Genomic DNA, 13,651 nt, shown 5'->3' on the forward strand with positions numbered 1-13,651 from the left:
GCGATGAAGACCTTGGCTGAACTCGTGGTGTCGTTGAGCTACCCACCGGCGCTCTCGCTTTGCCTGCTGGGTATCGCAGTGCTGGCGTGGTTGCTGCGGAGGCGTTGGATTGCCGGCAGCGTCGCCGGCGCGGCGCTGGCATGGTCGGCGCTGTGGTCGATCCCGTTCGCGTCGGAAACCCTGCGCGGCGTACTCGAACATCGTTATGCCATACGCGAAGCGTCGGCCTTGCCCTCGGCCGATGCCATCGTCGTGTTGGGGGGAGGCAGCAACTATGCGTGGTTGGATCGCGAGGACGTGGACCCTGCGCGCCTGCGCAGCAGCCGTCTTGCGGCCGGTGCGCGTGCCTGGCATGCGGGCAAGGCGTCGAAAGTGATCCTGAGTGGCGGCGGCGTCGGCAACACCACCGAAGCGCGACGCATGGCCGAGGCGATCCGGCGCCTTGGCGTCCCCGAGGAAGCCCTCATGCTGGAAGAGCGCAGCCACGACACGCGCGACAACGCGCGCTTCAGCACGGCGCTCGCCTCCGAACATGGCGGACGCCACCTGTTGCTGGTGACGTCCGCGCTGCACATGCCACGCGCGACGCTGCTCTTCACGCAAGCCGGTGCGGACGTCACCCCGGTTCCGGTGCCGGAAGGGCGGCCCGCAGTCGGCGTGCGTGAACGCTGGCTGCCATCGCGACGTGCGCTGTGGCGCAGTGGACGCGCGTTCAAGGAGTTTGCGGCGCTGACGGCCGCATGGATCGACGCGCACGCGCATTAATCCGCGGTTGTGCTGCTTCCGCCGTTCTCTTCACGCCCCCGTTGCCACGATCCGGAGAACGACCGCGACGGCATGCCGTGCATGCATCGCCGCCATTCGAACCAGTGAGGTGCCCGGTAGTGAATATCCAACGTCCCGTCCAAGTCCTGCTCGCCACGGCGATCATCGCGACGCTGTCCGCCTGCGCGCTCGGCCCCGGCCAACGCATGATGCGCAGCGCCAGCGTGCCCAGCGGCGAAGGCGACGCGCAGAGCGACGTGCGCATGGTGCCGATCACGCAGTCGCTGGTCGCCGCACCGCGCGCGGCCGTCGCATTGCCGCCGACGCTGGCGCAGTACCGCCCCGAGGAATACCGCATCCAGCCCGGCGACACGCTGATCGTCACCGTGTGGGACCACCCCGAGCTGACCACGCCGGCGGGCAACCAGCAGCAGGCCGCCACCAACGGGCGCCTGGTGCAGCCCGATGGCAGCTTCTTCTTTCCGTACGCCGGCAAGCTCAACGTCACCGACCAGACGATCGAGCAGGTGCGCAGCACGCTCGCGAGCCGATTGAGCCAATACCTGAAGTCGCCGCAGGTCGATGTCAACGTGGTCGGCCATGGCGCGAAGGTCACGCTGCAGGGCGCCTTCCAGGACACTACGCCGCAGGAGTTCACCACCGTACCGCTGACGCTGTCGCAGGCGGTGGGGCGCGCACGCATCGATGTGGAGCAGGCCGATCTGTCGGGTTTCGTGCTGACGCGTGATGGCAGCGACTATCCGCTCGACCTCGATGCGCTGAATCGCGGCACCGTGGCGGCCGATGTCTATCTGAAGCCCGGCGATCGCCTGTACATGCCGTTCAACGATCGCAAACAGGTGTACGTGATCGGCGAGGTGCTGCGCCCGCAGGCACTGACGTTCAAGACCACTGACATGAGCCTGACCCAGGCCCTTGGCCGTACCGGCGGACTGAATCCGGTGACGGCCAAGGGCGGTGCGGTCTACGTGATCCGCGGCATGGAAGACAACGCGCACGACCAGGCGACGGTGTACCACCTCGACGCGACGTCACCGGTGGCCTTCACGCTGGCGGACCGGTTCTCGCTGCGACCGGGCGATGTCGTCTGGGTCGGCCCGGCGGGCGTGACGCGCTGGAATCGCTTCCTGACGCAGCTGCTGCCGTTGTCCGGCATCATCAGCAACGCGGCCTCGGCGCAGTACAACTTCGACCGCGGCAATTGATCGTGGGCCGATGCGGATCACGCATCCAACGTTTCTTCCTCGCGCGCATATGGTTGCGCGCGGGGAACCAGCGTCAGGCCGGGTGACGGCTGCGCCTCGCCGACGGGACGCAATGCGTTGCGCCGCGAAGCCAGCACACGTAGGCGATCGGTGCGCGCCAATGCCCATCGCGCCGACCAGCGCATGCCCGCGGGGATCGATCGCACCGCGACGTTGGCTTGTGGTTGCCGCGGATCGTCCATCAGGACGACGACCAGCCAACCGCCGCGGCATGCGGCTACCTCAAGTACGGGATGCCCATCGAGATCCAGGCGCGCACCGCTCCAGTCGTCGTCGGGCGTTGCTTCCACCCACTGGAAATCGTCGGGAAGTTTCATCGGGACAGCCTTGGTCATGGGGACAGCCTTCTCGCTTGCACGGGGGGAAAGTTGATCGCAGGGTGCGATCCGGTCCGTCGTCGACGGACGCAACGTGGTTCTTCGCGGAGAAACGCGGACGTTCTTTTTTGTGTGCCCCGATCATAAGGACTGCGACGCCCTCGCGACCATTTCTGCTGAGTCCGCTTCAGCAACAAGCCAGTGATGTGGGCATGCGTGCACTGGATCACATCGAGTCATGTGCATGAACGACGTTCACGCGCTCATCGCATCGCACGCTACGTATCACACGGTTGCGTCCGCTTGCGTGGATGGACGTGATGACTGAGAAGAAGCGCAAGTGGGGCTTCGCGCTGCTCACGCCGGAGCAACGCAAGGAGATCGCGAGCAAGGGCGGTCGCGCGGCGCAGAAGCGTGGTCGCGCGCATCAGTTCGGCAGCGACGATGCGCGCGAGGCAGGCAAGAAGGGCGGCGCGAAGGTCAGCCAGGATCGCGCGCACATGGCGCGCATCGGCGCGAAGGGTGGACGCGTGCGGCCAGGCGAGCGGCAGGCGCGAGAAGAAGAGGAGTGAGGCGCGTGCGGCGCCTGCGGGTTCAGTCGACCCAGCCGCTGATTTCGCCGTGGGTGAACGGGCCGATCTTCTGGCGCGCGATGCGGCCATCGGCGTCCACCAGTACGGTGTAGGGCAGCACGCCCTTGGCGTTGCCCAGCCAGACGCTGGCGTCGGCCGGGCCTGGCGTATCGAGCACGATCGGGTAGCGCACCGGGATTTTCGCAGTGAAGTCGCGCACGCCCTCGGGCGTGTCCAGCGCGAGTCCGATCACCTGCACGCCGTCGTCGCCCTGCGCAGCGGCGAAGCGGTCGAGCTCCGGCATCTCCTCGATGCACGGCCCGCACCAACTCGCCCAGACGTTGATCAGCAAGCGCTTGCCCGCATAGCGCGCGCGCAGGTCGACGATGGCGCCATCCAGTCCCGGCAACGCGATGGCCGGCATGGGGTCGCCGATGCCCGCAGGCGTGACGCCAGCCGGTGGCGCGGGCGCCGTGGCGTTCGTCGCCGCGTGCAGCGCGCGTTCGCCCACCTGCGTGCGCCAGAAGGGATTGCCGTTGAACCACAGGCTGGCCAGCAGGCCCAAGCCGCCCGCGGCCGCCGCCACCAGCAGCACGCGTGATGTGGTGGCCTTCATCGTGCGGCGCGCTCGAAGGCCTGGCGCATGCCGTCCTGGGTCAGCACGGTCGGCAGGACTTCGCCCGCACCACCCCCGCGCGGATACATCACGTACAGCGGTACGCCGACCGCGCCGTGTTCTTCGAGGAAGGCGGTGATCGCCGGGTCCACGTTCGTCCAGTCGCCGGTCATCATCACGGCGTCGTGGGCCGTCAGTAGGTCGCGGAATGCGGACGTGTTGAGCACGGCCTTCTCGTTGGCCTTGCAGGTGACGCACCAATCGGCCGTCATGTCGACGAAGACGATGCGGCCTTCCGCACGCAAGCTGCCCAGCGCTTCGGCCGAGTAGGCCACATGGTCATCGCTGCGCGGGGTGAGCGTCGAGGCTTTCGGCATCCGATGTGCGACGACCAGGGGCAGCACCGATGCGACGACCAGCAGCCCGGCGAGCACGCGTTGCAGCGGTGCGGCGCGTAACTGCAGGCGCTGCCACCACCACAAGCCGAGCGTCAGTACGACCAGGCCTGCGAGCGCGAGGCCGATGGCATCGACGCCGCGCTGGTTGCCGAGCACCCACAGCAACCACGCCGCAGTGAGGTACATCGGGAAGGCGAGCACCTGCTTCAGCGTTTCCATCCACACGCCCGGGCGCGGCAGCCGGTTGGCGAGCGCGGGTACGAAACCGATCAGCAGGAACGGCAACGCCAGGCCGAGGCCGAGCACCGCGAACACCAGCAAGCCCAGCACGCCTGGCGCCGTGAACGCATAGGCCAGCGCAACACCCATGAACGGTGCGGTGCACGGACTGGCCACGACGACGGCGAGGACGCCGGTGAAGAAGTCGCCGGCCGGGCCGCTGCGCGTCGCGAGGCCGTGCCCCGCGCCTGCAAGGCGATGACCCACAGTGAAAACGCCTGACAAGCTCAGGCCCACGGCGAACATGATGTAGGCGAGCACGCCGACCACCCACGGTTGCTGCAGCTGGAAACCCCAGCCCAGCGCCTGACCCGCGTAGCGCAGCGCGATCGCAATCGCGCCGACCGCGATGAAGCTGACCAGCACGCCGGCGGTGTACCAGAGCGCACGATGGCGAGCATCGTTGCCGCCGCGGCCGCTCTCGGCCAGCGATAGCGCCTTCAACGAGAGGATCGGCAACACGCACGGCATCAGGTTGAGCACCAGGCCGCCCAGCAGCGCAAACGCGAAGGCGGTCAACAGCGAGATGGAGCCGTAGCCCTTGGTATTCGCAACCACGTTCTTGGGCGGACGCGTCCGCTCGACATTCGTGGTTGTTGTGGGAGCTTCCTCGGTCGTCGTCTCTGCCGGCGTATCGGCAGGCGTGGCCACGGGTGCCACGACGGCCGGCGCTTCGCTCACTACCGCGTCGGCGGGCGTCACCGTGCCGGCGGGGATGGCGAGCTTCACGCGGCGTGTCATCGGCGGATAGCAGATGCCGTCGGTCTGGCAGCCCTGGAACGTCACCCGCAACGTCGCGTTGAGTGCGTTGGCGCGATCTCGCTTCAGCGGCACCGGCACTTCGGCCTGGTCGAAGTACACGGTGACGTCGCCGAAATGCTCGTCGTGGTGCGCCACGCCCTTCGGCCAGTGCGGGGCTTGCAGCGAGACACCCGAGGCGCCTTCCAGTGCCATCGAGGTGCGGTCGCGATACACGTAATAGCCGCGCGCGGGGGTGAAACGCAGCAGCAGCTGGTTGCCGTCGAAAGCGATGGCTTCGAAGGCGAACGCCTGTTCGGCCGGCATCGGCAGGGCATCCGTGCCGGTCTGCGGCTTCGGGCCCAGCAGGCTGCCACCGGTCGCGCCGGTACCTAGCGGCACGAATGCCTCGTCCTCGGCGGGCGGCAGCGCGACCTTCAGCGTGCGCGTCTGCGGCGGATAGCAGATGCCGGCATCGGCGCAGCCCTGGTATTTGATCTTCAGGCTGACGCTGTCGGTGCCGGCTGCAGGTCGGCCCGGCAGCGTGGCGACCAGTTCGCCGCGATAGGTTTCGACATCGCCGAAGAATTCGTCGCGGTACGCCTTGCCCTTGGGCAGTTGCAGCGGCTGCGCGGCGAAACCGGTATCGGCGTCCACCCCGGTGCGGTGGCGGTACAGGTAATAGCCGTCGGTGATCTTCCAGCGGATCTCGATCCGATCGCGCGCCGGCGCGGTGGCGGTCAGCACGAAGGCGTCGTCCACCGGCAGCAGGTCGTCCTGGGTGATCGCGGCCGAGGCGGCGGGCGCCAGCAGCGAGACCAGGAACAGCAGCAGGAAGGCGAGCAGGGTGCGGATCGGCGTCATCGGGTCACTCGGGTCGGGCGTCGGTGCGGGTTTCCGCGGTCACCCAGTCCAGATAGGCGGGCAGGCAGGCGGCGGTTTCGACCGCCAGGATTTCCGGCAGTTCATACGGGTGGAGTTCCGCCAGCCGGGCCATCAGGGCGTCGCGCCGGTCGGCCGGGGTCTTGGCCAGCAGCTGGACCTCGGCAGCCTGCTCTACCTGGCCCTGCCATCGGTACGTCGACAGCAGGCCGGGCAGCAGGCTGACGCAGGCCGCCAGGCGCTCCTCCACCAGGGTCCGCGCCAGCCGCTGGGCGGTGTCGGCGTCCGGGCAGGTCGACAGGATCAGGAAGACAGGCATGGGCCGCCGATTATTGCAGACCCGCCCGGGCGGGCCCCTGCGACAAAGATGCGCACCCGCCCTTGAAAGCCCTGCGGCACCCCCAATATCCCCTGCATCCCGGCTTGGCCGGGTTTTTGTACCCGCGGCGTTGGCAGTCCCTTGAGGCGAGTGCTAACATCGCTACCCCTTTCCCAGTCCAATCAATCACTTAAGAGGATTGACATGAGCAATATCAAGCCGCTGTACGACCGCCTGGTGGTCAAGCCGATCGAAGCCGAAGAAACCTCGCTCGGCGGCATCATCATTCCCGACGCCGCGAAGGAAAAGCCCACCAAGGGTGAAGTCGTTGCCGTCGGCGAAGGCAAGTTCATCGAGGCCACCGGTGCCGTCCGCGCCCCGAAGGTCAAGGTCGGCGACAAGGTGATCTACGGCCAGTACTCCGGTTCGGCGTACAAGTCCGAAGGCGTCGAGTACAAGATCATCAAGGAAGACGACGTCCTCGCGATCCTCGGCTGATCGCGCGCGGCGGCTCCGCGCCGCCGCCCACGTCACCGCAATCCTCTTGATGGCGGGCCCCGCGCCCGCCGCACGAACCACTCTCAATATTCCTGGAGTTGCACATGGCAGCCAAAGATATCCGTTTCGGTGAAGACGCCCGTACGCGCATGGTGCGCGGCGTGAACATCCTCGCCAATGCCGTCAAGGCCACCCTCGGCCCGAAGGGCCGCAACGTCGTGCTCGAGAAGAGCTTCGGCGCCCCGACGATCACCAAGGACGGCGTCTCCGTCGCCAAGGAAATCGAACTGGCCGACAAGTTCGAGAACATGGGCGCGCAGATGGTGAAGGAAGTCGCGTCCAAGACCTCCGACAACGCCGGTGACGGCACCACCACCGCCACCGTGTTGGCGCAGGCGTTCATCCGCGAAGGCTCCAAGGCCGTCGCCGCCGGCATGAACCCGATGGATCTGAAGCGCGGCATCGACCAGGCCGTGAAGGCCGCCGTCGAAGAGCTGAAGAAGCTCTCCAAGCCGACCGCCGACGACAAGGCGATCGCCCAGGTCGGCACGATCTCGGCCAACTCCGACAGCAACATCGGCGACATCATCGCCGAGGCCATGAAGAAGGTCGGCAAGGAAGGCGTGATCACCGTTGAAGAAGGCTCGGGCCTGGAGAACGAACTCGACGTCGTCGAGGGCATGCAGTTCGACCGCGGCTACCTGTCGCCATACTTCATCAACAACCAGCAGTCGCAGCAGGTCGAATTCGACGACCCCTTCATCCTGATCCACGACAAGAAGGTCTCCAACGTCCGCGAACTGCTGCCGGTGCTGGAAGGCGTCGCCAAGGCCGGTAAGCCGCTGCTGATCGTGGCCGAGGAAGTGGAAGGCGAAGCGCTGGCCACCCTCGTGGTCAACACCATCCGCGGCATCGTCAAGGTCGCCGCCGTCAAGGCGCCGGGCTTCGGTGACCGTCGCAAGGCCATCCTGGAAGACATCGCCACGCTGACCAACGGCACGGTGATCTCCGAAGAAGTCGGCCTGCAGCTCGAGAAGGCCACCATCAACGACCTGGGTCGTGCGAAGAAGGTCGTGATCTCGAAGGAGAACACCACCATCATCGACGGCGCCGGCGATGCCGAGCGCATCCAGTCGCGCATCAAGCAGATCAAGGCGCAGATCGAAGAGACTTCTTCGGACTACGACCGCGAGAAGCTGCAGGAACGCGTGGCCAAGCTGGCCGGCGGCGTGGCCGTGATCAAGGTCGGTGCTTCGACCGAGATCGAGATGAAGGAAAAGAAGGCCCGCGTCGAAGACGCCCTGCACGCCACGCGTGCGGCGGTGGAAGAAGGCGTGGTCCCGGGCGGCGGCGTGGCGCTGATCCGCGCGCTGCAGACCATCGGCACCCTGAAGGGCGCCAACGAAGACCAGAACCACGGCATCCAGATCGCCCTGCGCGCGATGGAAGCCCCGCTGCGCGAAATCGTGACCAACGCCGGTGAAGAGCCGTCGGTGATCGTGAACCGCGTGAAGGACGGATCGGGCAACTTCGGCTACAACGCCGCCAATGGCGAGTTCGGCGACATGATCGAGTTCGGCATCCTGGACCCGACCAAGGTCACGCGCTCCGCGCTGCAGAATGCCGCTTCGATCGCGGGCCTGATGATCACCACCGAAGCGATGGTGGCCGAGGCTCCGAAGAAGGACGAGCCGGCGATGCCGGCCGGCGGTGGCATGGGCGGCATGGGCGGCATGGACTTCTAAGTCCCGCTTCCCGCGTCACCGTTCCAAGAAGGGCCCCGCAGCGATGCGGGGCCTTTTGTTTTTCGCGATATCCGCCTCGCGATACCGCAACAAGCGTTCCTGCAAAGCCGTGCGCGGGACACCTTTCCGCCGGACCCGCTCCGTAGCGTACGAACTTCGGTGCTTAACGATGTTTTCACCGACTACCACGCGAACGACAGCCATCGAGGAGAGGGATTCAGATGAAACGACATGCATTGCGCGATGCGATCCGCGTCGCCCTGATCGCGTGCGCGGCCACCGCGACCGCGGCGCACGCACAGGACGCGCCGACGCCTTCGAGCGCGGCACCCACCACACTGGACCGCATCCAGGTCACCGGTTCGCGCATCCGCCAGGTGGATGTGGAAACCGCCGCGCCGGTGCTGGTGATCTCGCGCGAAGAGATCCAGAAGCAAGGCTTCAACTCCGTCGCCGACATCCTGCAGAACATCACCAGCGCCGGCAGTCCAGCCGTGAGCCGCACCACGCCGCTCGCGGCGGGCGAAGCGGTGGGTGGCGCCTACATCGATCTGCGTAACCTCGGCCCCAATCGCACCCTGGTGTTGGTCAACGGAAAACGACTGGGCATCACCACCGGCGGCTTCCAGGACATCTCGCAGATCCCGGCCGCGATGATCGAACGCATCGAAGTGCTGAAAGACGGCGCCTCCACGCTGTACGGCTCCGATGCGATCGCCGGTGTCGTCAATCTGATCACCCGGCGCAACGTGGACGGCATGCAGGCCAGTGTCTACGGCGGGCAGTACTCCCAGGGCGATGGCCAGCGCACGGTGCTGGACCTGGTCGCTGGCTTCGGCACGGATCGCGGTTCGGTCACCGTCGGCGCGGAATACACGGAAGAGGATCCGGTGTGGGCGATCGACCGCTGGTTCTCGGCGAGCCGCTACCCGCTGGGTGAGGGCAGGGCGCCGCGTCCTGGAGGCGAAAGCGGCACTACCCAGTACGGCAGGTTGATCGTGCCGGACCGCGGCAGCTTCACCCTGCGACGCGAGACGCCCGGACTCGATCCACGCGACCTGGACAGCTACCGAGCGCTGAACAACGACATCGACTTCTCCTTGCCGGTCCAGCAGTCGACACTGCTGGCTGGCATCGAACGGAAGTCGGTGTTCGTCAACCTGGATCATCAGCTCAGCGAGCGGATCCGCTTCACCGGCGACATGCTCTATACCGACCGTGCTTCGTTCTCGCGCAATGCGGGCTATCCGTACTCGTCGCAGGCGTTCGACACGCCCATGTCGATCGACAGCTACTACAACCCCGTCGGCAACCAGAGTGGCGATGCGGATCCCACCGCGGTGCACTTCACCCGCCGTGGTTGGGAGGTACCGCGCGAGAACCGGCTTTCGCTGACCACCTATCGCTTCAGCGGCGCGCTGTCGGGCTACTTCGACCTCGCCGGCCGCAGTTGGGATTGGGATGTGGGCTATCTCTACAACCAGAACAAGGGCGTGCAGGTGGGCACCGGCAATCTCAACCTGGCCGCCGTGCGGATGGCGGTGGGCCCGTCGTTCCTCAACAGCCAGGGCGTGGTCCAGTGCGGGACGCCGGACAATCCGATCCCGCTGGGCACCAGCCAGGGGGAATGCACGCCATGGAATCCCCTGCTTCCGTTCGGCTACGGCGACCCAGGCGATGGCTCGGCGACGGACCCGGCCGTCAAGCAGTTCATCTTCCCGGTCGGGCAGGCCATCTCGATGACGAAGACGCAGGACTACTTCGCCAACATCACCGGCACCCTGGCAACGCTGCCAGGCGGCGACCTGGCCATTGCGCTGGGCATCGAACACCGCAAGGAATACGGGGAGTTCTCGCCCGATGCGCTGGCGCAATCGGGTGGTTCCACCGATCTCGCCGCGGGGCCCACGTCGGGCGGTTACAGCCTCGACGAGGTGTATGCCGAAGTGCAGGTGCCGCTGCTCGCCGATCTCCCTCTCGCACAGGAACTGACGCTCAGCGCGGCGACACGCTACTCGGACTACGACACCTTCGGCGACACCACCAACAGCAAGCTGGGCTTGAAGTGGAAGCCGGTGGATTCGCTGCTCGTCCGCAGCACGTGGGCCGAGGGGTTCCGCGCACCGGATGTCAGCAACCTGTACGGCGGTGCCTCGCAGACGTTCTCGTTCTACACCGATCCCTGCGATACCTCGTTCGGCGCCGCGCGCGGCAATGCACGCTGCCTGCAGGACGTTCCATCGGACTTCCGCCAGCCCGCCAACGACGCCGACGGCATCGCCAACGGGCCCGGCACGCAGACGCCGATCCCGTTCGTATCGGGATCGAATCCTGACCTGACGCCGGAGACGTCCGAATCGATGACGCTGGGTGTGGTGTTCAGCCCGTCGTTCGCGCCGGGGCTGAACCTGTCGCTGGACTGGTGGACGATCCGCATCGAGAACACCATCGTGGCCGACACCGAAACCCAGGTGCTGGACGACTGCTACCTGCGGGGGATCGAGGCGCGCTGCAATGCATCGACGGGTTCGCGCTTCGAGCGCGACGCGGCCACCGGACAGATCCTGTCGTTCGTCACCACGCCGATCAACGTGGGTCATGTGGAGACCGAGGGCTTCGACTTCGACGTCAACTATCGTCGGGCCACGCCGTGGGGCACCTTCAGCGCGAGCTGGCTGAGCACGTACATCAGCAAGCTGGAACTGAAGACCGACGCGCTCGAGGACAACCCGCCGCAGCAGTTGAACGGATTGTCGATCGGCACGGGCGCCAACTTCCGCGTGCGTTCCAACCTCAACCTCGGGTGGGAGCATGGAAGCTGGGGCGTGTCGTGGGGCATGCGGTACTACTCCGGGCTCAAGGAGCGCTGCGCGCTCGACGATATCTGCAGCCTGCCCACCTACAGCGCCCCGTGGACCGGAGGCAGGATCCTCCGGCTGCACGAGCGTCCCTCGACGACATTCCATGACGTGCAGGTCCGCTATCAGGCACCTTGGAACGCAACGATCTCGTTCGGCGCCAACAATGTGTTCGAACGCTACGGACCGCCGATGTATTCGCAACCGAACTCGGGCTATTCGTACTATGGCGGTTACGACATCGGACGGTTCGTTTACCTGAAGTACCAGCAGAAGTTCTGACGCCGTCCGCCGCCGTCGATCCGGCCGCGTCCGTGAGGGCGCGGCCTTCTTCTATCCAAAAAAAAAGAACGCACCGGGGAGAGAGACGCCCGGTGCGCAGTCGGGTTGCGATGCGTGCTTGTGGGGTCAGTGTCCCGCCATGCGCGCGCGCAGCGATGCCCGTCATCGTGATGGGCAGGGACCTCTATCGTGATTTCGTGTTTCGAAGGCTCAGCGTACGCCGCCGGCCGTGCGGAAGCGCGTCGCGGTAAGGCCGGTGGCGCGCTTGAAGGAACGCGAGAACGCATGTCGGCTCTCGTAGCCCACGCTGGCGGCGATCTCGCAGATGGCCAGCCGACCGTCCTGGATCAGCGCACAGGCGCGCAGCAAGCGTGTCTGGGTCAGCAGGTCGTGAGGCGTCATTCCGAACACATCACGGAACGAGCGCAGGAAGTGAGAGGGCGAATAGCGTGCGGCCTCGGCGAGTGCGCGGAGGTCGTGCGCATCGAACGGCGCGTTGAGGATGCGGTTGCGTGCGGTCAGCAGGCGTGCGACGACCGCGCGCCGGTGCCGCTCGCTACGACCATAGGCGCGCTCTACCCAGTCCGCGGCGCGTGCCTGCGCGCGGCGCGCTGCCAGTACCAGGCCGGCGAGTTCGCGTCCTGCTTCGCGATCGCACGGGTGCGGCGCGCACTGCAGCAGCGTCGAGAGTCGCTGCAGCATCGGGCGGTCCATCGGCAGGGCGACGGGCAGCAGCAGAGGCGCCGCGAGGCCGCGGCGCTCTGCGGGATCCGTCAACAGCAGCGTCCAGTGGACGGGCGCATGCACGAGTACCCAATCCGCGCCGGGACCGGCGAGAAGGCGCTGCGGCGCGTCACCGGGCAGCGCCAGGAACCGACGGCCTGCAAGCCGGAAGACGCCGTCCTTCGTTTCGACGTCCATGGTACCGCGCAGGGCAATGACGAGCGTGCATCCGCCGCGCCTGGGAGGTGCGTGCATCCCGCGGGCACCCCGGAGGCAGAGGCCCACCGTGGCATCGCCGGCCTCGTCGCCGGCACACCGTCGCGCATGACGGAATTGCACGATGCAGGCGGGCGCCCTGTCGTCATGCCGGCACGCTGGCCGCATGTCAGGTGAAGCCGTAGGGGAGGTTCGGCGAGGACACGACCTTGTCGCCGATGGCTTCGCCCTTCAGGAAGCGCAGGCAGTCGCGCAGCACGGTGGGGTCGTTCAGTACGCCGTGGTGACCGAGATCCAGCGTGGTCAGCAGACGTGCCGCGGTGAGATGGCGCGCGAAGCGTTCGCCTTCGTCCCACGGGACTTCGTCGTCCAGCAGATCGTGGACGACCAGCACCGGGATGCCGATGGCCGGCGCGATGCGATGCGCCTGCAACGCATCCAGTCCTTGGCCGATGCGGGATTCGAGCAGTGCCAGCATGCGCGCGCCCACGCGCGGCCCCATGCCGGAACGATCGACGAAGCGTTGCAGCGCGGCGCGCGGATCGGCTTGCGCGGAGACCAGGATCGCCCGCTTCGCACGCAGGCCCTGGTGCAGTGCGAGCACCACCGACATGGCGCCCAGCGAATGGCCCATGACCGCGGCGGCCTCGCCGTAGCGACGACCGACTTCGAGCATGTCGCCGGTTGTCTCCAGCAAAGTGGACGTTTGCGAGGACATCGTGCGGGCCTCGCGGGCGAAGGCGACGACGGCATACCCCTGCGCCGTCAACGTGCGTACCCAGGCGGCCATCGCGTCGCGGCCCGTCGCGTCCAGCGGCGGCAACAGCACGTAGGGCTGCCGACGCGGGTCGCCCCAGCACACGATCTGCACGCGTCGACCGCGCAACGCCAGCGTTTCCCGGTGTTCCGCGCAGCCTTCGACGTGTCGGGGGCAACCGGCAAGGGCGGTCTCATCGTCCAGCTGCAGCAATCCCTTGCGAGCGGCGTGGCGTGGCGTCAGCAGGCCGGTGAGGCGCTGCAGTGCGCGCGTCCACGGGCGCACGGGCGTCGTGCGCTTGGGTTCGGTATCGCCGCCGCGCGCGACGGTATCGGATGCAGGGGGGGCGTCGGTCAGCGGGTCGGCGTGGCGGGAAAGCAACATGGAAGTCCGGTCTCTG

The 13,651-nt window shown here is 67.0% G+C and carries 12 protein-coding genes; 6 read left to right on the forward strand and 6 right to left on the reverse strand.

Annotated elements, in window-relative coordinates; genetic code table 11:
* The first annotated feature begins 3 nt into the window (after positions 1 to 3).
* Together BM365_RS12855 and BM365_RS12860 are read left to right on the forward strand one after the other, a co-directional pair.
* Complete coding sequence (locus BM365_RS12855) at positions 4 to 765, forward strand: YdcF family protein (RefSeq protein WP_158253476.1); 762 nt, start codon at positions 4 to 6, stop codon at positions 763 to 765.
* A gap of 119 nt (positions 766 to 884) precedes the next feature.
* Entirely contained in the window at positions 885 to 1,991 is a 1,107-nt protein-coding gene (locus BM365_RS12860) for a polysaccharide biosynthesis/export family protein (protein WP_233210809.1), read from the forward strand.
* Positions 1,992 to 2,008: 17 nt separating this feature from the next.
* On the opposite strand, the gene BM365_RS12865 is transcribed toward BM365_RS12860, so the two are convergent.
* The gene (locus BM365_RS12865; protein WP_093489946.1) at positions 2,009 to 2,386 is read right to left on the reverse strand and encodes a hypothetical protein; all 378 of its coding nucleotides are present in this window, start codon (positions 2,384 to 2,386) and stop codon (positions 2,009 to 2,011) included.
* Positions 2,387 to 2,679: 293 nt separating this feature from the next.
* Between BM365_RS12865 and BM365_RS12870 the strand changes: the two genes are divergently transcribed.
* Positions 2,680 to 2,940, forward strand: coding sequence for a KGG domain-containing protein (locus BM365_RS12870; RefSeq protein ID WP_093489947.1), 261 nt, complete (start codon positions 2,680 to 2,682; stop codon positions 2,938 to 2,940).
* 22 nt (positions 2,941 to 2,962) lie between these two features.
* On the opposite strand, the gene BM365_RS12875 is transcribed toward BM365_RS12870, so the two are convergent.
* The 3 genes from BM365_RS12875 to cutA are packed head-to-tail and all read right to left on the reverse strand — an operon-like array spanning position 2,963 to position 6,172.
* Positions 2,963 to 3,556 (reverse strand): TlpA family protein disulfide reductase, encoded by a 594-nt coding sequence (locus BM365_RS12875; RefSeq protein WP_093489948.1) that lies wholly within the window; start codon positions 3,554 to 3,556, stop codon positions 2,963 to 2,965.
* Positions 3,553 to 5,835, reverse strand: a complete 2,283-nt coding sequence (locus tag BM365_RS12880) for a protein-disulfide reductase DsbD family protein (protein ID WP_093489949.1) — start codon at positions 5,833 to 5,835, stop codon at positions 3,553 to 3,555. Before BM365_RS12880 ends, BM365_RS12875 begins: the two co-directional genes overlap by 4 nt.
* Before the next feature lie 4 nt (positions 5,836 to 5,839).
* Positions 5,840 to 6,172 (reverse strand): divalent-cation tolerance protein CutA, encoded by a 333-nt coding sequence (gene cutA, locus BM365_RS12885; RefSeq protein WP_093489950.1) that lies wholly within the window; start codon positions 6,170 to 6,172, stop codon positions 5,840 to 5,842.
* A gap of 204 nt (positions 6,173 to 6,376) precedes the next feature.
* Here cutA and BM365_RS12890 point away from each other — a divergent pair, with 204 nt between their 5' ends.
* The 3 genes from BM365_RS12890 to BM365_RS12900 all read left to right on the forward strand — a co-directional run bounded on the left by BM365_RS12890 (position 6,377) and on the right by BM365_RS12900 (position 11,555).
* On the forward strand, positions 6,377 to 6,670 hold the full coding sequence (locus BM365_RS12890) for a co-chaperone GroES (RefSeq protein WP_093489951.1): 294 nt from the start codon (positions 6,377 to 6,379) through the stop codon (positions 6,668 to 6,670).
* A gap of 104 nt (positions 6,671 to 6,774) precedes the next feature.
* A complete protein-coding gene (groL, locus tag BM365_RS12895; protein WP_055939743.1) occupies positions 6,775 to 8,415 on the forward strand; it encodes a chaperonin GroEL in 1,641 nt (546 codons plus the stop codon).
* A gap of 215 nt (positions 8,416 to 8,630) precedes the next feature.
* On the forward strand, positions 8,631 to 11,555 hold the full coding sequence (locus BM365_RS12900) for a TonB-dependent receptor (protein WP_093489952.1): 2,925 nt from the start codon (positions 8,631 to 8,633) through the stop codon (positions 11,553 to 11,555).
* Between the two features lie 210 nt (positions 11,556 to 11,765).
* On the opposite strand, the gene BM365_RS12905 is transcribed toward BM365_RS12900, so the two are convergent.
* Positions 11,766 to 12,476: a helix-turn-helix transcriptional regulator gene (locus BM365_RS12905; protein ID WP_158253477.1), complete on the reverse strand. Its 711-nt coding sequence runs from the start codon at positions 12,474 to 12,476 to the stop codon at positions 11,766 to 11,768.
* A gap of 187 nt (positions 12,477 to 12,663) precedes the next feature.
* A complete protein-coding gene (locus BM365_RS12910) occupies positions 12,664 to 13,635 on the reverse strand; it encodes an alpha/beta hydrolase (RefSeq protein ID WP_093489954.1) in 972 nt (323 codons plus the stop codon).
* Between the last annotated feature and the right edge of the window lie 16 nt (positions 13,636 to 13,651).

The organism is Pseudoxanthomonas sp. YR558 (genome assembly GCF_900116385.1).
Lineage (GTDB): Bacteria > Pseudomonadota > Gammaproteobacteria > Xanthomonadales > Xanthomonadaceae > Pseudoxanthomonas_A.

Bases quoted from the DNA above. Each gene is read 5' to 3' on its own strand.
- BM365_RS12905 (WP_158253477.1), bottom strand. From the start codon at position 12,476: ATGGACGTCGAAACGAAGGACGGCGTCTTCCGGCTTGCAGGCCGTCGG.
- BM365_RS12910 (WP_093489954.1), bottom strand. From the start codon at position 13,635: ATGTTGCTTTCCCGCCACGCCGACCCGCTGACCGACGCCCCCCCTGCA.
- groL (WP_055939743.1), top strand. From the start codon at position 6,775: ATGGCAGCCAAAGATATCCGTTTCGGTGAAGACGCCCGTACGCGCATG.
- BM365_RS12855 (WP_158253476.1), top strand. From the start codon at position 4: ATGAAGACCTTGGCTGAACTCGTGGTGTCGTTGAGCTACCCACCGGCG.
- BM365_RS12875 (WP_093489948.1), bottom strand. From the start codon at position 3,556: ATGAAGGCCACCACATCACGCGTGCTGCTGGTGGCGGCGGCCGCGGGC.
- BM365_RS12890 (WP_093489951.1), top strand. From the start codon at position 6,377: ATGAGCAATATCAAGCCGCTGTACGACCGCCTGGTGGTCAAGCCGATC.
- BM365_RS12880 (WP_093489949.1), bottom strand. From the start codon at position 5,835: ATGACGCCGATCCGCACCCTGCTCGCCTTCCTGCTGCTGTTCCTGGTC.
- cutA (WP_093489950.1), bottom strand. From the start codon at position 6,172: ATGCCTGTCTTCCTGATCCTGTCGACCTGCCCGGACGCCGACACCGCC.
- BM365_RS12870 (WP_093489947.1), top strand. From the start codon at position 2,680: ATGGACGTGATGACTGAGAAGAAGCGCAAGTGGGGCTTCGCGCTGCTC.
- BM365_RS12865 (WP_093489946.1), bottom strand. From the start codon at position 2,386: ATGACCAAGGCTGTCCCGATGAAACTTCCCGACGATTTCCAGTGGGTG.